The organism is Nocardioides sp. JQ2195 (assembly GCF_012272695.1).
In the GTDB taxonomy this organism is placed as follows: Bacteria; Actinomycetota; Actinomycetes; order Propionibacteriales; family Nocardioidaceae; genus Nocardioides.
Genome location: NZ_CP050902.1, coordinates 1,715,291 through 1,733,732 on the forward strand (window position 1 = coordinate 1,715,291; position 18,442 = coordinate 1,733,732).

Below are 18,442 nucleotides of genomic sequence, written 5' to 3' on the forward strand. Positions count from 1 at the left end.
GGTACCGCGAGATCCCCACGTCCTGCCCGGCGTGATGTCCCACTGGTTGAACCCGCGTCCTGGACAGGGGAGGGACAGGGCCAGACTCGTCACCGTGAATGAACCCTCGCCCTGCTGTGCGCCGTCCCGGCCCGCCGACGCCCCGGCCGGCGGCCGGGCCCCGTCGTCCGACCTGACTCGTCCGCGGAGCACGCGCGGCCAGGTGCGGATCCCCGCCGGCGACTTCGCGATGGGCGACCCGTTCGACGAGGGGTACGCCGCCGACGGCGAGGTCCCGGTGCACCGGGTGCGCCTCAAGTCCTTCTGGATGGATGCCACCGCGGTCACCAACGCCGCCTTCGCGGCCTTCTGCAAGGCCACCGGCCATGTCACCGAGGCCGAAGAGCTCGGCGTCTCCGCGGTCTTCCACCTGGCCTTCCGTGGCGAGCGCTCCGACGTGCTCCAGGAGGTGGCCGAGGCACCGTGGTGGTGGGCGGTCAAGGGTGCGTCGTGGCGGCACCCGGGTGGACCCGGCTCGAGCATCCAGGACCGGCAGAACCACCCCGTGGTGCACGTGACGTGGAACGATGCGTCCGCGTACGCCGCCTGGGCCGGCAAGCGCCTGCCCACCGAGGCCGAGTGGGAGTACGCCGCCCGAGGCGGCCAGGAGGGCGCCCGTTTCGCGTGGGGCGACCAGCTCACTCCGCGAGGACGCTGGCAGTGCAACATCTGGCAGGGCGACTTCCCCCGCGCCAACACGGAGGACGACGGCCACCTCGCCACTGCGCCGGTCAAGACCTACCGGCCCAACGGTCACGGACTGTGGCAGATGGCCGGCAACGTCTGGGAGTGGTGTGCCGACTGGTTCGATCCCGGCTACTACGCGGTCAGCCCCGCAGCCGACCCGCAGGGCCCCGAGGCCGGCGCGGCCCGGGTGATGCGGGGTGGCTCCTACCTGTGCCACGACTCCTACTGCAACCGCTACCGGGTGTCGGCGCGCTCCAGCAACACCCCCGACTCCGCCAGCGGCAACATGGGATTCCGCTGCGCCAACGACGCGGACTGACCCGCAGGTCGCGCTGGGCGCGGGTCAGGCCAAGTCGCGCAGGTCCCGCTTGAGGACCTTGCCGCTGGCGTTGCGCGGGAATTCCGTGATCGCGACGATCTCGCGGGGGACCTTGAAGTTGGCCAGGCGCGTCCTGCAGTACGCCGTCAGCTCCGCCTCGTCGATCGCGGCACCGGTTCGGAGCACGACGTACGCCCGGCCGACGGCACCCATGCGCTCGTCGGGGATGCCGATCACCGCGCACTCCACGACGTCGGCGTGGCTGGTGAGGACGCCCTCGATCTCGGCGGGATAGACGTTGAAGCCGCCGACCGTGAACATGTCCTTGATGCGGTCGGTGATCTTGAGGCAGCCGTGCTCGTCGAGTCGGCCCACGTCGCCGGTGTGCAACCAGCCGTCCGGATCGATGGCCTCCGCCGTTGCGGCCTCGTCCTCGAAGTAGCCGAGCATGACGTTGTCGCCGCGCAGCAGGATCTCGCCGTCCGCCCCGACCGGCACGTCGTTGCCCTCGGCGTCGACGGTGCGCACCTCAATGCCAGGGCACGCAGGACCGGTGGTCTCAGCGACGTGAAGCGGGTCCTCGCCGCGACGCGACTGGGTCGCGACCACGCACTCGGTCAACCCGTACGCCTGGGCCACCTGGTCGAAGCCGAGCACGTCGAGCATCTCCTGGAAGAGGGTCTCGGGCACCGAGGCCGCGCCGGCGATGGAGAACCGCAACGACGAGAGGTCGAACTCGCCCAGCCGCGGGTGGTTGATCAGGGTGAGGAAGATCGTGGGGGCCCCGGGCAGCACGGTGATCCGCTCGTGCTCGATGAAGGCCATCAGCTCCGGAGGGTCGAAGGTGCGCACCGGATAGATCGTGGTGCCTGCGACGAGACACGCCATGATGCCGGCCTTGTAGCCGAAGCTGTGGAAGAACGGATTGACGATCGCGTAGCGATCGGCGTCCGTCAGGGAGGCACCGGAGGCCCAGACCTCGGCCACGCCGATGGTCTGGCGGTGGGCGCTCATGACGCCCTTCGGCAGGCCGGTGGTGCCGGAGGTGAAGAGGATGTCGGCGACGGTCTCGGACGTGATCGTGGCTTCCGCCTCGGCCAGGGTCTCCGCGCTGACGGACTCGGCGCCGGCGAGGAACTCGTCCCAGCCGACGACGCCTTCGTGCTCCGCCGTGCCGAGGTCGACCACCGTGTGCAGGTGGGGGAGACCCGCAAGGGGCCCGTCACCGGGGCGGGCGTCGTCCGCACCCGACTCGGTCAGCATCGCGTAGTAGTCGGCCCCGAGGAACCCGTTGACCAGGACCAGGGCGCTGGCCCGGGCGCGCTCGAGCACCACACGTGCCTCACGGCCGCGGTAGCGGGTGTTGAGCGGAACCACGGAGGCCCCCATCACCTGGGCACCCAGCAGGGCGAGGACGTATTCGATCCGGTTGGGTGCCCAGATCGCCACTCGCTCGCCCGGCCGTACGCCGGCCGCCAGGTAGGCGCGCGCCACCCGCCGCGACTCGGTCGCCAGATCGGCGTAGCTGAGTGTGTGCTCGCCGTCGACGACCGCCGGGGAGTCGCCGAAACGCTGGGCGCTGCCGTCGATCAGTGCGGGCACGGTCAGGTGAGACATGCCAACTCCTTACTGAACAAGTGCTTGTTAGGTATCCTAGCCAGGTAACGCGGCCTCGAGGGCCGCGGGCACGGGGGCCGGTCCCGCACCGCCTCCCCATGAGAAGGGATCTGTCGATGGCGACACGAAGCAACGAGAAGGCCAGCCGCCCGGTCGGCAACGGCCGGGGCTCGGCGCGCCGTACCGAGCTGCTTGCCCTGGCGGCCGAGCTGTTCGCCAGGCGCGGGTTCTCCCAGACGACCGTGCGCGACATCGCCGACGCCGCCGGCATCCTGTCCGGGAGTCTCTATCACCACTTCGACTCCAAGGAGGCAATGCTCAACGAAGTCCTCGGGGAGTTCCTGAGTGGCCTGCACGACACGTTCCGCACCATCGTCGACGAGTCCGGCACGGCACGCGAGACCCTCGACGAACTGGTGCGGGCGAGCTTCGTGGCGATCGACTCGCGGCCTCACGCCGTCGCGCTCTACCAGAACGAGTCGAACCTCCTGATGTCCCAGCCGGAGTTCGAGGTCGTGGCCGGGACCAGTCGCAAGATCGAACGCATCTGGTTGCAGGTCCTCGTCACGGGCCGCGAGTCCGGCGACTTCCGGAGCGACCTCGAGAGCGGCATCATCTATCGGTTCATCCGCGACGGGGTGTGGTCGTCGGTGCGGTGGTACAACCCACGCGGCAAGCTGCGCCACGACAAGGTCGCCGAGCAGTACCTCGCGATGCTGCACGACGGGCTGCTGGCCGACTGAGCCCCGGATGACGGGGCTTGCGTCGAGTGGCAGCCCCGCCCGGGGCGGCACCGTCATGCCGTGAGCAGGCGGCGGTGTTCGCGCGCGGAGCCGAAGAGCTCACCGGTGGCGTGCGCACGCTTGAAGTAGAGGTGGGCGTCGTGCTCCCAGGTGATGGCGATGCCACCGTGCAGCTGCACCATCTCGGCGGCGACCGTCGAGAACGACTCGGAGCACCAGGCCTTGGCGAGAGCGGCCCGGCGGACGACGTCGACGTCTCCCTGCGCGGAGGCCCAGGCGGCTGACCACGAGATCGATCGGGAGGTCTCGACGGCGACCAGCAGGTCGGCCACGCGGTGCTTGAGTGCCTGGAACGAACCCAGGGGCCGGCCGAACTGCTCACGCTCCTTCAGGTGCGCGACGGTGCGGTCGAGGGCACCTTGGGCACCACCCACCTGCAACGCGGTGACGGCCACGGCTGCTTCCGCGTGCAGGGTCGCCAGCTGCTCGCCCAGGACATCGCCGACCGGTGCCGCCGGGGCGCTGCGGAAGGTGACCCTGTCGAGCTGCAGGGTCAGGTCGAGCGCCGGGGTGGCCGAACGCTCGACCCCCGACGACAGGTCGGCCCGGAAGAGTCGCGCGCCCTCGTCCGTGCTCGCCACGACGAGCAGCAGGTCGGCTGCTCGTGCGTCGTGCACCAACGTCGCCACGCCGTCGAGGCGCCAGCTGTTGCCATCCCTGGTGGCGCGCACGTCCGAACCGTCGAGGCGCCAGTGACCCGAGGTGTCGGCCCAGGCCAGCGCGGCCACCTGGGTGCCCTCGGCCAGAGGAGGCAGCAATCGTGCGCAGTCGTCGGGGGTGCCGGCCAGCAGCACGGCCCGGGTCGCCAGGACGCCCGACCCGAGCAGGGGAGTGGGGGTCAGCGAGTGGCCCAGCGTCTCGAGCACGACGTGCGTCTCGAAGCTGGAGAACCCGGCGCCGCCGTACTCCTCGGGAACGGCCAGCGCGGCGACGCCGATCTGGCCGCACAGCGTCTGCCAGAGGGCTTCGTCGTAGCCCCGTTCAGCCTGGGTGGCGCTGCGCAGGTCGACCTGCCCGGCGCGACGCTCCACGAGGGTGCGCACGGCACCGGCCAACTCCTGCTGCTCCTCGCTCAGTCCGAAGTGCACGCTGCGCTCCTCATCAGGTGGTCGAGCACCCGACCGCGGTGGTGGGACGTGGTGCCCCACGCGCCCGCCAGCGCGCGAACGCGCAGGATCCAGATGCTCAGGTCGTGTTCCATGGTGTAGCCGATCGCGCCGTGCACCTGCAAGGCCGTGCGGGCGGCGAGGGTGGCCGCGTCCGTGGCGGCCACCTTCGCGGCGGACACGTCACGCGTTGCGTCGTCGCCGCCGCTCTCGAGCCCGCGAGCCGCGCCGTGCACGAGTGGGCGTGCGAAGTCGAGGGCGACGCGCACGTCGGCGAGCGCGTGCTTGAGTGCCTGGTACTCACCGATCACCCGGCCGAACTGGCGCCGCTGGCCCACGTAGGTGACCGAGTCGCGCAGCAGCCTCTCGCCGGCGCCGACCAGGCTGGCCGAGCAGGCCAGGGCGGCCAGGTCGAGGCCGCGTGCGACAGCAGTGTCGGCCAGGATCTCGCTCGGGCCGTCGGCCTCGACGACGTGGAGACGACGTGAGCGGTCCACTGAGGTCAGCTCGCTCGTCGCCCGTGCCGCTGAGAGTGCGTCACCGTCGAGGACGAAGGCGTGGGTGGCCGACCCGGCATCGAGGGCGTACGGCGTCAGCGGTGCAGCGGCGATCGTGACCCGTGCCGTCCCGTCCGCGAGATCGGCCAGGAGCTCGTGGTGCTTGGTGCCGGCCAGCAGGGACGGGGCGAGTGCCACGGACTCGATCCACGGACCGGGGACCCCGTGGTGGCCGAGGCACTCGAAGGCGACCGCCAGGTCGAGCGGGGTGCCGTCGATGCCGCCGGACTCCTCGGGCACGACGAGGGCGGTGACGCCGAGCTCGGCGAGCTGGCCCCACAGGCGCAGGCCGGGGGCGTCGTCGCCGGCTGCCCAGGCCCGGGTGGCCGCGGGGACGTCGGCGGCAGTGAGCAGGCCGGTCAGGGCCTGGCCGAAGGAGCGTTGCTCGGCGGAGATTGCGAACCTCATGGTCAGGACCTCTTCTCGCCTCGGGGGAGCCCGAGGATGCGCTCGGCAACGATGTTGCGCTGGATCTCGTTGGTGCCTGCGTAGATCGGGCCGGCAAGGGAGAACAGGTAGTCGTCCATCCAGCGGCCGCCGTGAGGTGCGTCCTCGCCACGCAGTTCCTGCTCTGCCCCGAGCAGGGCGAGGCCGGTCTCGTGGAGGCCGACGTCGAGGTCGGACCAGAACAGCTTGTTCACGCTTCCGGCCGCACCCATGTCGCCGCCGTCCTGGAGGCGGTCGACGGTGCCCCACGTGTAGAACTGGTAGGCGCGAGCACCGATCCAGGCGTCGACGACGGCGTCGCGCATCGTGGGAGCCTCATCGCCCCTCTCCCGCCAGAGGTCGACCAGTTGGTCGGCGGCGGCCATGAAGCGGCCGGGCGCGCGCAGGGACAGTCCGCGCTCGTTGCCGGCGGTGCTCATCGCCACCCGCCAGCCGTCACCCGCACCGCCCAGCACGTCGGCGTCGGGCACGAAGACGTCGTCGAAGAAGATCTCCGCGAAGCCCGGGTCGCCGTCCAGCTGGGGGATCGGCCGCACCGTGATGCCGTCGGCGGTGAGTGGGAAGAGGAAGTAGGTCAGGCCGCGGTGCCGCTCGGCGGTCGGGTCGCTGCGGAACAGGCCGAAGCCCCGGTCTGCGAACGGTGCGCGCGAGCTCCAGGTCTTCTGGCCGTTGAGCACCCAGCCGCCGCGGGAGTCGTCGCGCGTCGCAGTGCTGCGGATGCCGGCGAGGTCGCTGCCGGCCTCGGGCTCGGACCAGGCCTGCGCCCACACGTCGGTGCCATCGGCCATGGTGGGCAGGTAGCGCTGCTGCTGTTCGGGGGTGCCGTGCTCGAAGATGATCGGCGCCAGCAGCGAGATGCCGTTCTGCGTGATGCGGGTGGGGGCTCCGGAGAGGTAGTACTCCTCCTCGAAGATCACCCACTCGGTCAGCGTCGCCTCGCGGCCGCCGAACTCCTGCGGCCAGGCGACGACCGACCAGCGGCCCGAGGCGAGCTGCTGCTCCCAGACACGGTGGGCCGCGGCACCTTCGGTGGTGTCCATGGAGGGCAGACGGCCGGGGGAGTTCTCCGCCAGCCAGGTGCGCGCCTCGGCGCGGAAGGCCTCTTCGTGCTCGGTGAAGTCGAGGCTCATTCGGTGACTGCTCCGTTCTTGTTCGCGGCCGCCATCGCTCGGCCGTCGAGGTCGGCCAGCGAGTCGCGGCCCACCTCGACGTTGTGCGCGTGGGCGGCGTGGTGGAGGCCGAAGACGGAGTCCATGCCGGCTCGCAGCCCCATCAGGTCTTCGGCCTGGTTCACGGCCTTCTTGGTCAGGGCGAGTCCCAGGCGGGGCATCGTTGCGATCCTTTCGGCCAGGTCGAGAACGGTGCGTTCGAGGTCGGCGCGGGCCACCACGCGATTGACCATGCCGAGCTCATGAGCGCGCTGTGCGGAGAAGCGATCACCGGTGAACAGGAGCTCCTTGGCGGCGCGCGGGTTCGTCACCCAGGGGTGCGCGAAGTACTCGACACCGGGAATGCCCATGCGCACCACGGGATCGGCGAAGTAGGCGTCCTCGGAGGCGACGATGAAGTCGCACGACCACGCCAGCATCAGGCCACCGGCGATGCAGGCACCGTGGACCATCGCGATGACCGGCTTCGGAATCTCGCGCCAACGGCGGCACATCCCCAGATACACCTCGGACTCGCGCGCGAAGCGGGACTCGACGCCCTGCTTGTCGACGTGGTCCCAGTGTATGACCGCCTCGCGGGGGAAGCTCTGGTCGATGTCGCGGTCGGGGGTGCCGATGTCGTGACCGCCACAGAAGTGCTTGCCGTTGCCAGCCAGCACGATCACCTTGACGGCATCGTCATCGACCGCGCGCACGAACGCCGCGTCGAGGGCATAGGTCATCGCGGAGTTCTGCGCGTTCGCGTAGTCGGGGCGGTTCAGCGTCACCACGGCCACGGGCCCGCGCCGCTCATAGGTGACCACCGCGCCGTTGGCGGCGGGCGACTCGTCGTGGGGCATGTCTCTCCTCAGCTTCACCTCTGCGGTGGGGAACTGGGACGACGATACCAAACAAGTGCTTGGTCAGGTATGGTGAGTCCCAGTGGCACCGCCCGCCATCCCGCACCGGAAGGAGACCTGACGTGGACCTGACCTACTCCGCCGCGGACGAAGAGTTCCGCGACGAGGTTCGCCAGTGGCTCGCCGACAACCTCGTCGGTGACTTCGCCGCGATCAGGGGCCGTGGTGGCTCCGGCCGTGAGCACGAGTCGTACGACGAGCGCGTCGCGTGGAACCAGCACATGGCCAAGGCGGGATGGACCTGCCTCGGTTGGCCTGTCGAGCACGGCGGCCGGGGCCTGAGCCTCTTCCAGCAGGTGATCTTCCACGAGGAGTACGCGCGTGCCGATGCACCGGCCGGTGTGAACCACCTCGGCGAGGAGCTCCTCGGGCCCACCCTCATCGCACTCGGCACCGACGAGCAGCGCGCCCGCTTCCTGCCCGGCATCGTCGCCGCCACTGAGCTGTGGTGCCAGGGCTACTCCGAGCCCGGCGCCGGCTCGGACCTCGCCGGCGTACGCACCCGGGCCCGCCTCGAGGGTGACGAGTGGGTGATCGACGGACAGAAGATCTGGACCTCCCTGGCCCACAACTCCGACTGGTGCTTCGTGGTCGCCCGGACCGAGCCCGGCTCCCAGCGCCACGCGGGGCTCAGCTACCTGCTCGTACCGCTCGACCAACCCGGGGTGCGCGTCGAGCCCATCCTCCAGTTGACCGGCACCTCGGAGTTCAACGAGGTCTTCTTCGACGGCGCCCGCACCTCCGCCGACCTGGTCGTCGGTGCCCCCGGTGACGGGTGGCGGGTGGCCATGGCCACGCTCGGCTTCGAGCGCGGTGTCTCCACGATCGCGCAGCAGATCGGCTTCGCCCGCGAGCTCGAGGGCGTCGAGGAGATCGCGCGCGCCAACGGCACGTGGGACGATCCGGTGATCGCGGACCGGATCGCCCGGGCCCGCATGGGGCTCGAGGTGATGCGCACCCACGCGCTGCGCACGCTCAGCTCCTACGACTCCGGGTCGCAGGGCCCGGAGGCCTCGGTCTCCAAGCTGATGTGGGCCAGGTGGCACCGCGACCTGGGTGACCTCGCGATGGAGGTACGCGGTGCCAGCGGCCTGACCGTCGCCGAAGGTCCCTACGAACTCGACCAAGAACAGAGCCTCTACCTCTTCAGTCGGGCCGACACCATCTACGGCGGCTCCGACGAGATCCAACGCAACATCATCGCCGAGCGTGTGCTCGGCCTACCCAAGGAGCCCCGAGGATGACTCGTCCCGAACAGCCAGCCCCCACCTACGTCCCGGGCCACGGCCTGCTCGTCGACCGCACGGTGATCGTGACCGCCGCCGCGGGAGCGGGCATCGGCGCGGCCGTCGTCCGCAAGTGCCTCGAGGAGGGTGCCAAGGCCGTGGTGCTCGGTGACACCCACGAGCGTCGGCTCAAGGAGGCCGTGGACGCGTTGGGCGAGGAGTTCGGCGCCGACCGCGTCACCTCGGTGGTCTGCGACGTCACCGTTGAGGACGACGTCACGGCACTGCTCGACGCCGCGGAGCCCTTCGGCGGCGTCGACGTGATGATCAACAACGCCGGTCTCGGCGGCACGGCGTCGATCCTCGAGATGACCGACGACCAGTGGGGCAAGGTCCTCGACGTCACGCTGACCGGCACGTTCCGCTGCGTTCGCGCAGCATCGAACCGCATGGTCGAGGCCGGCAGGCGTGGCGTGATCATCAACAACGCGTCGGTCATCGGATGGCGTGCCCAGGACGGCCAGGCCCACTACGCAGCCGCCAAGGCCGGCGTGATGGCACTGACCCGTTGCGCGGCGATCGACGTCGCAGAGCACGGCATCCGCATCAACGCCGTCTCTCCGAGCCTCGCCATGCACCCGTTCCTGGCCAAGGTGACCACCGACGAGCTGCTGGCCGAGCTGAAGGGCAAGGAGGCCTTCGGCCGCGCCGCCGAGCCATGGGAGATCGCCAACGTCATGGTCTTCCTGGCCAGCGACTACTCGTCGTACATGACCGGCGAGGTCGTCTCCGTCAGCAGCCAGCACGCCTGATCCGCGTCACCCACATCGATTCGACCACCGGAGGAAACCGTGACCGAGGCCTACATCATCGACGCAGTCCGCACACCGGTCGGCAAGCGCGGTGGCGCGCTGACCGACATGCACTCGGCGGATCTCGGCGCGCACTCGATTGCCGCACTCATGCGTCGTACCGGTGTCGATCCCGGCGCGGTCGACGACGTGATCATGGGGTGCTGCGACACGATCGGCTCGCAGGCCGGCGACGTGGCCCGCACGGCCTGGTTGGTCGCCGGACTGCCCGATCACGTCCCGGGTGTCACGATCGACCGCCAGTGCGGCTCGTCGCAGCAGGCGGTGCACTTCGCTGCCCAGGGCGTCATGTCGGGGACCCAGGACCTCGTGGTGGCTGGCGGCCTGCAGAACATGAGCGCGATCCCGATCTCAGCAGCCATGCTCGTGGCCGACCAGTACGGCTTCACCACGCCCTTCGCCCAGTCGCCCGGCTGGGTGGCGCGGTACGGCGACGTCGAGGTCTCGCAGTTCAACTCGGCCGAGATGATCGCGGAGAAGTGGGACATCAGTCGCGAGGAGATGGAGCAGTTCGCGCTCTCCTCCCACGAGAAGGCGAAGGCCGCCATTGCCGAGGGTCGGTTCCACAACGAGATCGCACCGGTCACCCTGGCCGACGGTTCCGTGTTCGCCGATGACCAGTGCCCGCGAGACACGTCGCTGGAGAAGATGGCCGGTCTCCAGCCGCTGCAGCCCGGCGGTCGCATCACTGCCGGTGTGTCCTCTCAGATCTGCGACGCGTCTGCGGCGATGTTGATCGCCTCGGAGCAGGCGGTCAAGGATCACGACCTGACCCCGCGGGCCCGCATCCACCACCTGTCGGTGCGTGGCGACGACCCCATCTGGATGCTGACGGGCCCGATCACCGCGACCGAGCACGCGCTGGCCAAGGCCGGCATGTCCATCGATGACATCGACCTCTTCGAGTGCAACGAGGCGTTCGCGTCCGTCGTTCTGGCCTGGTCCAAGGAGACCGGTGCGCCGCTGGAGAAGGTGAACGTCAACGGCGGGGGCATCGCGCTGGGTCACCCGATCGGTGCCACCGGTACCCGTCTGATGAGCACCCTGCTCAACGAGCTGGAGCGCACCGGCGGCCGCTACGGCCTGCAGACGATGTGTGAGGGCGGCGGCCAGGCCAACGTCACCATCATCGAACGCCTGTGACCCCAGCGGGCACTGGCGATTCCCGGAGCCGGCGGACCTGCGGATCCGCACGGATGGATTCATGGGCGGGGTCCGGCTTCGGCTTTGACTTGATGTCATGTATCTTGATGTCGAGAGATAATCGCAAGCGCGTGCCCCGGCGTACTTAGGCAACCCTTTCTTTCCAGGCATCGACGTACGACGGCAAGATGGGCACCGAGCGACCCGAGACTTGAGGAGATGCGACTGATGGCCAGTCAGGACAGCTTCGGTGCCAAGAGCACCCTGGACGTGAACGGTAAGTCCTACGAGATGTTCCGTCTCGATGCGGTGACCGGAGAGGGCCTCGACGTCGAGTCGCTTCCCTTCTCGCTGAAGGTGCTGCTCGAGAACCTGCTGCGCACCGAGGACGGTGCGGACATCACGGCAGATGACATCAAGGCGCTCGCCGGCTGGGATGCCGACGCCGAGCCCTCCAAGGAGATCCAGTTCACGCCTGCCCGCGTGATCATGCAGGACTTCACCGGCGTTCCGTGCGTCGTCGACCTCGCCACGATGCGTGAGGCGATGGCCGACCTCGGTGGTGACCCGAGCAAGATCAACCCGCTGGCACCGGCCGAGATGGTCATCGACCACTCCGTCATCGCGGACGTCTTCGGCACCCCCGAGGCCTTCGAGAAGAACGTCGAGATCGAGTACGAGCGCAACAAGGAGCGTTACCAGTTCCTGCGCTGGGGCCAGGGCGCCTTCGACGACTTCAAGGTCGTCCCGCCCGGCACCGGCATCGTCCACCAGGTCAACATCGAGCACCTGGCCCGCGTCGCGTTCACGCGCGACACTCAGTCTGATTCCGGGGCTGGCGTCACGCAGGTCTACCCCGACACCTGTGTCGGCACCGACTCGCACACCACGATGGTCAACGGCCTCGGCGTCGTCGGCTGGGGCGTGGGTGGCATCGAGGCCGAGGCAGCGATGCTCGGCCAGCCGGTCTCCATGTTGATCCCGCGCGTGGTCGGCTTCAAGCTCTCCGGCGACCTGCCCGAGGGCACCACCGCCACCGACCTCGTGCTCACCATCACCGAGATGCTCCGCGAGCACGGTGTGGTCGGCAAGTTCGTCGAGTTCTACGGCCCCGGCGTCTCCGCGCTGCCGCTGGCCAACCGCGCCACGATCGGCAACATGAGCCCGGAGTTCGGTTCCACGATCGCGGTCTTCCCGATCGACGAGGAGACCGTCACCTACCTGCGCCTGACCGGTCGCAGCGAGGAGCAGATCGCGCTGGTCGAGGCCTACGCCAAGGAACAGGGCATGTGGCACGACCCGGCTGCGGAGCCGCGCTACTCCGAGCGCCTCGAGCTCGACGTGTCGACCGTGGTTCCCTCGATCGCCGGACCGAAGCGTCCCCAGGACCGCATCCAGGTCACCGACGCGAAGCAGTCGTTCCGCGGTGCGCTCAAGGCGTATGTCGACCACGAGGCGCCGACCATCGCCGGGGCCTACGACGAAGCACTCGACGAGTCCTTCCCGGCCTCCGACGCGCCCGCCGCCCACGACGGCGTACACGGTCAGACCCCGGCCCGCGACTACATGTCCTGCGCCCCGAAGGACGGCGGACGTGCGGCCAACCCGGCGCACGTCAAGCTGGCCGACGGCACCGAGTTCGAGCTCGACCACGGTGCGGTCACGATCGCTGCCATCACGTCGTGCACGAACACCTCCAACCCGTCCGTCATGATCGGTGCCGCCCTGCTGGCCAAGAAGGCCGTGGAGAAGGGCCTGCAGCGCAAGCCGTGGGTCAAGACCACGCTCGCGCCGGGATCGAAGGTCGTCTCCGACTACTACGAGAAGTCGGGCCTCACGCCGTACCTCGACAAGCTCGGGTTCAACCTCGTCGGCTACGGCTGCACCACCTGCATCGGCAACTCGGGCCCGCTGATCCCCGAGGTGTCGGCCGCGGTCAACGACAACGACCTCGCCGTCGTCTCGGTGCTCTCGGGCAACCGCAACTTCGAGGGTCGGATCAACCCCGACATCAAGATGAACTACCTGGCCTCCCCGCCGTTGGTCGTCGCCTACGCGCTGGCCGGCTCGATGGACGTCGACCTGTTCAACGACTCCCTCGGCAAGGACACCGACGGCAACGACGTGTTCCTCAAGGATATCTGGCCCTCGCCGACCGAGGTGGAGGAGATCATCGCCTCGGCGTTGACCTCTGACATGTTCGACAGCTATGACGACGTGTTCTCGGGTGACGAGCGCTGGCAGGCGCTGCAGACCCCCGAGGGCAACATCTTCGAGTGGGACACCGACTCCACCTACGTCCGCAAGGCGCCCTACTTCGACGGCATGCCCGCCGAGCCGGAGCCGGTCGAGGACATCGAAGGTGCCCGCGTGCTGCTGAAGCTCGGCGACTCGGTCACCACCGACCACATCAGTCCGGCCGGTGCCATCAAGAAGGACTCGCCCGCGGGCAAGTACCTCTCCGAGCACGGGGTCTCCAACCGCGACTTCAACTCCTACGGCTCGCGTCGTGGAAACCACGAAGTGATGATCCGTGGCACCTTCGCCAACATCCGTCTGCGCAACCAGATGGCGCCCGGCACCGAGGGTGGCTTCACCCGCGACCTGCTGGCCGAGGACACCCCGGTGACCACGGTCTTCGAGGCGTCCGAGAAGTACATCGAGGCCGGCGTTCCGCTGGTCGTCATGGCCGGCAAGGAGTACGGCTCGGGCTCCTCGCGCGACTGGGCCGCCAAGGGCACCGCGCTGCTCGGCGTCAAGGCCGTCATCGCGGCGTCCTACGAGCGGATCCACCGCTCGAACCTGCTGATGATGGGTGTGCTCCCACTGCAGTTCCCCGAGGGTCAGGACGCCGAGTCGCTGGGCCTGACCGGCGAGGAGACCTTCTCGGTCACCGGTGTCACCGCGATGAACGACGGCCCGACGCCGAAGACGGTCAAGGTCAAGGCAGACGACATCGAGTTCGATGCCGTGGTCCGCATCGACACCCCCGGTGAGGCGAACTACTACCGCAACGGCGGCATCATGCAGTACGTGCTGCGCAACCTGCGCAACGCCTGATCGCACGGCTCCCAACCATGGGCTGGAGCGGCCCGTCACCCTCGGGGTGGCGGGCCGCTCGCCATTTCCTGTCCTGCCCGTCGACGGCAGGTCGTCCGGGCTCGTCCCGCGGGCCGAGCCCGGGGGAGAGCGGGCGGCGTCGAGGGCCGCAGGCGACGGTCAGTGCGCGGCCAGGGCCTTGCCGGCAGCCTTGACGTGGGCCGCGTCGAGGACCTGCGGGAGTCGGTCAACGAGGTCGTCGAGCGACAGCTCGCGCGCCACCTCGATCATCCTCGGCAGCATGCCGTCGGCCAACGTGGCGTCACTGTTCGCGACGGACGCCAATACCTCGGCATCGAGGTTCGCCAAGGCCGGCAGCGCAGCGTGCCACGCGTCGAAGCGATGGATGGACTCGGCGAAGGCGTCGACGCCGGACGCGTCGAGGGCGGCGATCAGGGGGACGAGCCGCTCACGGCTGTCGGGGGAGACCGAGACGACCAAGGTCACCGCGTCGTCGTAGAGGGCCTCCTCCTGGGCTGCCCGGATGGCATCGACCAGTCGCTCGTCGTCGATGCGCTTCACGAGTGCGTCGAGGGCCTCGAGGTCATCGGCGAAGAGGGCAACCTGCAGCAGGTCGCGCCCGGACGCGTCGCGGACCACCTCGAGGGCAGCGTCGGGCTCGATGACCGAGACGAAACGACCCAGGGCGAAGTACTCCCGGCGTTCCACCAGCAGTGCGCCGACCTCCTGGATCATCCGGTCGGGGATCCTGGCGATGATCGCCTCTGCGCGCACCGGGTCGAGGGCGACACTGAGGTCGGCCAGGTAGTCCGTGGCCAGGCTGCCGGCCAGCTTCACGGCGATGGAGGGCTCCATCACTGCGGCCACGCGCGCGCCGAGCAGCGGAGACAGGGCCATCTGGGCGATCTTGGCGCTCAACGGCGCCGGGACGCTGCCCGCCAGCTTGGCGATGCGACGGAACCGGGTCTCGTGCTGGGCAAAGATCTGCTCGCCGACAGCAGTGCGCACGGTCCTGATGTCGTCGGCCGGAACCGGGGCAAGCGACGAGAGCTCGTCCTCATCGACCCCGAGCACCTCGGCCAGCTTGAGGATCTCGACGCGATTGGCCACCGTGGTCATGCGTCACCGCCGGGAAAGAGCAGGGACTTGGCCCGTCCGCGCAACGGGCGCGGGACGGCCTGCAGGGTGGCCTTCAGCCCTGCCTCGACGGCTTCCTGCTCCCTGACGAAGGCAGCCTCCACGAGGGAGTCGAGGTGGGTCAGCTCCTCCGCGCTGCAGGCCTCGAGGCCTGCAACCGAGCCGACTGGGACGTCCAGGCGTTCGGCGAGTGCGGACACAGGGGTCGATGCCATCGGGTTCCTCTCGTCGGTGAGCAGGGCCCGCTCACGTTAGCCGTTCAACGACCTGGGCCGCGGGATGTCACTGTCGGTGTCACACCGCTGCTGGGCGCAGGCCGACGCCACCCAGCCGTGACCCACAGGTGTGGGTCCGCGCGAAGTGGGTAGGTTGACGGCCATGATCGTGGCCTTCAGCATCTCTCCCACCGCCAGTGACGAGACCGGTTCCGTGTCGGCGGCTGTTGCCGCCGCCGTACGCGTCGTGCGCGACTCCGGCCTGCCGCACGAGACCAACTCCATGTTCACCACCATCGAGGGCGACTGGGACGAAGTCATGGGGGTAGTCAAGGCTGCGGTCGAGGTGGTGAGCGAGGTCTCGCCCCGCGTGGGGCTGGTCCTCAAGGCCGACATCCGGCCCGGGTTCGACGGACAGATCACGGCCAAGGTCGAGCGACTCGAGCAGGCCCTGGAAGGGCTTCGATGAATGCGGTCCGGCTGCTGATCGCCCTCATCGTCGCCACGGTCGTGGTGGGTGGCGCCCTCCTGGTGCCGCTGGCGGTCAGCGACGACGGTGCCGAGAGGCCGGAGGACATCACCGCGGTGATGGGAGCAGCGAACGGCGTCGACGACCCCGAGTTCGACCGGGACTCAGCGAACCTCTCCGGGGTCAAGACGTACGAGACGTCCGCACTCGTCCATGTCGCCGAGGAGGTCGACTACCAGCAGTCGCCGCCGGTGGGTGGCAAGCACGACCCGGTCTGGGCCGAGTGTGGCGTCTACGACCGCCCGGTCCGTGAGGAGAACGCGGTGCACGCCCTCGAGCACGGCACCGTCTGGATCACCTACCGGTCCGACCTCAGCGGCGACGACGTCGACACCCTCACGGAGGCGCTGCCCGACGAGGGCATCCTGTCGCCGTACGACGACCAGGAGGCGCCGGTGGTGGTGACGGTGTGGAACACCCAGCTGGCCCTCGACGGCGCCGACGATCCGCGCCTGGCGCTGTTCATCGACACCTACGGCCACGGCGAGACCGCTCCGGAACCGATGGCCAGCTGCCACGGTGGCGTGACGAAGTACGAGGACTCGGGGACCAGCGCCTGAGAGTCGAACAACTGTTCGATGAGGCGTACCATGGTGGGATGTCCGTCGTCTTCGCCCCGCCGGGCTGGCCCGAAGGGGTCCGTCCGCCTGATGCTCCCGACTGGGAGTCGACTGCGGAGAAGTGGCTGCTCGACGTCTGTCCGCCCGAGTACCGCTCCTACCCGACCCTGCGTCGCCATGTGGTGGTGCTGGCTCGCTTCGCCGTGCTCCACGTCGCGGGCGCCCAGCTCGCCTGCGACCGCGGACTGAGCGAGGCGCGTGCCGAGCTGCGCGAGGTGGCCGACCCGGATGTCGTGGAGGAGGCGGTGCAGACGTGGCACCGCGAGCAGTCGCGGCTGCTGCGGGTGCGTCGCGAGGTGGTGCTGGTCGAGGAGGCGTTGCGCGGTCGTCGCCACGTGGCCCGGCTGTAGCGCACCCTTGGGTGACCGACCGACATGCAGGTGACCCTGTTGTCCCCGGCTGCCACGCCTGCGCTGGGCTGTCTGTGTGTCGAACTGCATGTCGGTCGGGCTTCACGACCGGGTCAGCCCTGCGGGGACACAACCCACCCGACCAGTAGCCTCGCCTGCATGCACCAGTTCTCGAGTGTCCTGCTCGTCGATCGTCGCGGATGGATCCTGATGCAGGAGCGCGACGAGCATCCCGTCATCGACCCCGAGTGCTGGGGCTACCCCGGTGGCCACCTCGAGGAGGGCGAGACCCCGTTGGAGGGCGCCCACCGTGAGTTCGCCGAGGAGACCGGGGTCGAGCTGGCCGAGGGCTCGGTGGAGCTGTGGAGGAAGGTCGGCGTGCACCACACGGCATACGACAGCGACGACGTGATGCACCTGTTCGTGGGCGCCACGGCGTTGTCGGATGCTGACGTCGAGTGCCACGAGGGCCGACAGATCGTCTTCGTGGACCCTGCTGTCGCCGCCGGGCTTCCGCTGACCGCGGCGACGGGGTTGTCGCTCCCCGCGTTCCTCGGTTCCAGCGACTGTGTCCGTCTCATCGAGGAAGCGAAGGAGCTGTCATGAGCGTCACCGTCATCGGAGTCCCCGGGCCGGGGGCGGAGGACGTGGTCGTCGCCACGGGTGGACCTGACGAGGGAGCGGTGTTCACCGGCACCGAGGACGGAATGATCTTCCGTGTCTCCCACGACGGTCGCCGCATCACGCGGGTGGCCGAGACAGGGGGGCGTCCGCTCGGGATCGAGCTGCTCCACGACGGGCGGTTGCTGGTCTGCGACGCCCATGCCGGGCTGCTCGCGATCGACCCGCGCAGCGGTTCGTTGGAGACCCTGGCCGACTCGGTCGACGGGGTCCCGTTCGCGTTCTGCAACAACGCCGCCGTCGCCACCAACGGCGACATCTGGTTCTCCGACAGCTCGTTGCACTTCGGCGTGGAGCGTTGGAAGGACGACTTCGTGCAGAACACCCGCACGGGACGACTGCTCCACCTGGACACGGACGGATCGTTGCGGGTCGTCCTCGACGACCTTGCCTTCGCCAACGGTGTTGCCCTGGCCTCCGACGAGTCGTTCGTCGCGGTCGCCGAGACCGGCGCGCGCACCGTCGTACGCCAGTGGTTGAGCGGCGAGCGGGCCGGCCAGCGTGACTTCCTGGCACGCGACCTCCCCGGCTATCCCGACAACGTCGCCCGCGGCAGTGACGGCCTGATCTGGGTCACCATCGCCTCGCCGAGGGATGCGTTCGTGGAGAGGATCCAGTCCGCGCCGATGTGGCTGCGGCGAGCGGCGACGAAGGTCCCCGAGCCGTTGCAGCCGCAGGTCAAGCGCACCGTCCGGGTGCAGGCGTACGACGACTCCGGTGCGTTGGTGCACGACCTGGACCTGGACGCGCCCGACTTCCACATGGTGACCGGGGTGCGTGAGCACGAGGGACGGGTCTGGCTCGGCAGCCTGCACGAGCCCGCGATCGCCCACGTGGATCTCTGAGGCGCGGCCGGCAGCCACAGCGACCGGCTCACACCTCGACACCATGACGTCTAGACTCGTCTGGTGGCTCCCGGGCAACGGGGTGCCGCCTACCGATTCGCCGACAGACGGAGGACCCCCC

At 69.4% G+C, this 18,442-nt stretch carries 18 protein-coding genes; 11 read left to right on the forward strand and 7 right to left on the reverse strand.

The features are described 5' to 3' along the window. Nucleotides 1-94 precede the first annotated feature (94 nt). Nucleotides 95-1,045: a formylglycine-generating enzyme family protein gene (locus tag ncot_RS08145; RefSeq protein WP_277345795.1), complete on the forward strand. Its 951-nt coding sequence runs from the start codon at nt 95-97 to the stop codon at nt 1,043-1,045. Nucleotides 1,046-1,069: 24 nt separating this feature from the next. Here ncot_RS08145 and ncot_RS08150 read toward each other — a convergent pair whose 3' ends face one another. After that, nucleotides 1,070-2,662 (reverse strand): AMP-binding protein, encoded by a 1,593-nt coding sequence (locus ncot_RS08150; protein WP_168617157.1) that lies wholly within the window; start codon nt 2,660-2,662, stop codon nt 1,070-1,072. Between the two features lie 116 nt (nt 2,663-2,778). On the opposite strand from ncot_RS08150, the gene ncot_RS08155 reads away from it, so the two are divergent. Next, the gene (locus ncot_RS08155; protein WP_168617158.1) at nt 2,779-3,405 is read left to right on the forward strand and encodes a TetR/AcrR family transcriptional regulator; all 627 of its coding nucleotides are present in this window, start codon (nt 2,779-2,781) and stop codon (nt 3,403-3,405) included. A gap of 53 nt (nt 3,406-3,458) precedes the next feature. Here ncot_RS08155 and ncot_RS08160 read toward each other — a convergent pair whose 3' ends face one another. Genes ncot_RS08160 through ncot_RS08175 form a run of 4 tightly spaced genes read right to left on the reverse strand, consistent with a single transcriptional unit; the run spans nt 3,459 to nt 7,583 of the window. After that, entirely contained in the window at nt 3,459-4,553 is a 1,095-nt protein-coding gene (locus ncot_RS08160; protein ID WP_168617159.1) for an acyl-CoA dehydrogenase family protein, read from the reverse strand. Next, a complete protein-coding gene (locus ncot_RS08165) occupies nt 4,538-5,536 on the reverse strand; it encodes an acyl-CoA dehydrogenase family protein (protein ID WP_168617160.1) in 999 nt (332 codons plus the stop codon). Before ncot_RS08165 ends, ncot_RS08160 begins: the two co-directional genes overlap by 16 nt. 2 nt (nt 5,537-5,538) lie before the next feature. Further along, nucleotides 5,539-6,705 (reverse strand): acyl-CoA dehydrogenase family protein, encoded by a 1,167-nt coding sequence (locus ncot_RS08170; protein ID WP_168617161.1) that lies wholly within the window; start codon nt 6,703-6,705, stop codon nt 5,539-5,541. Beyond that, nucleotides 6,702-7,583 carry an enoyl-CoA hydratase gene (locus ncot_RS08175; protein ID WP_168617162.1) on the reverse strand — a complete coding sequence of 294 codons (882 nt, stop codon included), beginning with the start codon at nt 7,581-7,583 and terminating at the stop codon, nt 6,702-6,704. Before ncot_RS08175 ends, ncot_RS08170 begins: the two co-directional genes overlap by 4 nt. 122 nt (nt 7,584-7,705) lie before the next feature. On the opposite strand from ncot_RS08175, the gene ncot_RS08180 reads away from it, so the two are divergent. From ncot_RS08180 to ncot_RS08195, 4 genes are all read left to right on the forward strand, one after another. Next, nucleotides 7,706-8,887 (forward strand): acyl-CoA dehydrogenase family protein, encoded by a 1,182-nt coding sequence (locus ncot_RS08180; RefSeq protein ID WP_168617163.1) that lies wholly within the window; start codon nt 7,706-7,708, stop codon nt 8,885-8,887. After that, nucleotides 8,884-9,681, forward strand: coding sequence for an SDR family oxidoreductase (locus tag ncot_RS08185; protein WP_168617164.1), 798 nt, complete (start codon nt 8,884-8,886; stop codon nt 9,679-9,681). The genes ncot_RS08180 and ncot_RS08185 overlap by 4 nt, the downstream gene beginning before the upstream one ends. A 39-nt stretch (nt 9,682-9,720) precedes the next feature. Continuing rightward, nucleotides 9,721-10,884 carry an acetyl-CoA C-acetyltransferase gene (locus tag ncot_RS08190; protein WP_168617165.1) on the forward strand — a complete coding sequence of 388 codons (1,164 nt, stop codon included), beginning with the start codon at nt 9,721-9,723 and terminating at the stop codon, nt 10,882-10,884. Between the two features lie 228 nt (nt 10,885-11,112). After that, nucleotides 11,113-13,944 carry an aconitate hydratase gene (locus ncot_RS08195; RefSeq protein ID WP_168617166.1) on the forward strand — a complete coding sequence of 944 codons (2,832 nt, stop codon included), beginning with the start codon at nt 11,113-11,115 and terminating at the stop codon, nt 13,942-13,944. Between the two features lie 159 nt (nt 13,945-14,103). Here ncot_RS08195 and ncot_RS08200 read toward each other — a convergent pair whose 3' ends face one another. Both ncot_RS08200 and ncot_RS08205 read right to left on the reverse strand, forming a co-directional pair. Further along, complete coding sequence (locus tag ncot_RS08200) at nt 14,104-15,054, reverse strand: hypothetical protein (RefSeq protein WP_206065242.1); 951 nt, start codon at nt 15,052-15,054, stop codon at nt 14,104-14,106. Between the two features lie 5 nt (nt 15,055-15,059). Beyond that, nucleotides 15,060-15,296: a hypothetical protein gene (locus tag ncot_RS08205; protein WP_168617168.1), complete on the reverse strand. Its 237-nt coding sequence runs from the start codon at nt 15,294-15,296 to the stop codon at nt 15,060-15,062. A 163-nt stretch (nt 15,297-15,459) separates the two neighbouring features. Here ncot_RS08205 and ncot_RS08210 point away from each other — a divergent pair, with 163 nt between their 5' ends. The 5 genes from ncot_RS08210 to ncot_RS08230 all read left to right on the forward strand — a co-directional run bounded on the left by ncot_RS08210 (nt 15,460) and on the right by ncot_RS08230 (nt 18,321). Beyond that, on the forward strand, nt 15,460-15,765 hold the full coding sequence (locus tag ncot_RS08210) for a thiamine-binding protein (RefSeq protein ID WP_168617169.1): 306 nt from the start codon (nt 15,460-15,462) through the stop codon (nt 15,763-15,765). Then, nucleotides 15,762-16,385, forward strand: coding sequence for a DUF3105 domain-containing protein (locus ncot_RS08215; protein WP_168617170.1), 624 nt, complete (start codon nt 15,762-15,764; stop codon nt 16,383-16,385). The genes ncot_RS08210 and ncot_RS08215 overlap by 4 nt, the downstream gene beginning before the upstream one ends. Before the next feature lie 38 nt (nt 16,386-16,423). Next, entirely contained in the window at nt 16,424-16,795 is a 372-nt protein-coding gene (locus tag ncot_RS08220) for a hypothetical protein (RefSeq protein WP_168617171.1), read from the forward strand. Nucleotides 16,796-16,954: 159 nt separating this feature from the next. Further along, nucleotides 16,955-17,401, forward strand: a complete 447-nt coding sequence (locus ncot_RS08225) for an NUDIX domain-containing protein (protein ID WP_168617172.1) — start codon at nt 16,955-16,957, stop codon at nt 17,399-17,401. Further along, nucleotides 17,398-18,321: an SMP-30/gluconolactonase/LRE family protein gene (locus tag ncot_RS08230; protein WP_168617173.1), complete on the forward strand. Its 924-nt coding sequence runs from the start codon at nt 17,398-17,400 to the stop codon at nt 18,319-18,321. The genes ncot_RS08225 and ncot_RS08230 overlap by 4 nt, the downstream gene beginning before the upstream one ends. Nucleotides 18,322-18,442: the final 121 nt, after the last annotated feature.

What these genes read in the sequence shown, in the direction of transcription:
- ncot_RS08150 (WP_168617157.1), bottom strand. Translation starts at nt 2,662, where the DNA reads ATGTCTCACCTGACCGTGCCCGCACTGATCGACGGCAGCGCCCAGCGT.
- ncot_RS08155 (WP_168617158.1), top strand. Translation starts at nt 2,779, where the DNA reads ATGGCGACACGAAGCAACGAGAAGGCCAGCCGCCCGGTCGGCAACGGC.
- ncot_RS08165 (WP_168617160.1), bottom strand. Translation starts at nt 5,536, where the DNA reads ATGAGGTTCGCAATCTCCGCCGAGCAACGCTCCTTCGGCCAGGCCCTG.
- ncot_RS08170 (WP_168617161.1), bottom strand. Translation starts at nt 6,705, where the DNA reads ATGAGCCTCGACTTCACCGAGCACGAAGAGGCCTTCCGCGCCGAGGCG.
- ncot_RS08175 (WP_168617162.1), bottom strand. Translation starts at nt 7,583, where the DNA reads ATGCCCCACGACGAGTCGCCCGCCGCCAACGGCGCGGTGGTCACCTAT.
- ncot_RS08185 (WP_168617164.1), top strand. Translation starts at nt 8,884, where the DNA reads ATGACTCGTCCCGAACAGCCAGCCCCCACCTACGTCCCGGGCCACGGC.
- ncot_RS08195 (WP_168617166.1), top strand. Translation starts at nt 11,113, where the DNA reads ATGGCCAGTCAGGACAGCTTCGGTGCCAAGAGCACCCTGGACGTGAAC.
- ncot_RS08205 (WP_168617168.1), bottom strand. Translation starts at nt 15,296, where the DNA reads ATGGCATCGACCCCTGTGTCCGCACTCGCCGAACGCCTGGACGTCCCA.
- ncot_RS08210 (WP_168617169.1), top strand. Translation starts at nt 15,460, where the DNA reads ATGATCGTGGCCTTCAGCATCTCTCCCACCGCCAGTGACGAGACCGGT.
- ncot_RS08215 (WP_168617170.1), top strand. Translation starts at nt 15,762, where the DNA reads ATGAATGCGGTCCGGCTGCTGATCGCCCTCATCGTCGCCACGGTCGTG.
- ncot_RS08220 (WP_168617171.1), top strand. Translation starts at nt 16,424, where the DNA reads ATGTCCGTCGTCTTCGCCCCGCCGGGCTGGCCCGAAGGGGTCCGTCCG.
- ncot_RS08225 (WP_168617172.1), top strand. Translation starts at nt 16,955, where the DNA reads ATGCACCAGTTCTCGAGTGTCCTGCTCGTCGATCGTCGCGGATGGATC.
- ncot_RS08230 (WP_168617173.1), top strand. Translation starts at nt 17,398, where the DNA reads ATGAGCGTCACCGTCATCGGAGTCCCCGGGCCGGGGGCGGAGGACGTG.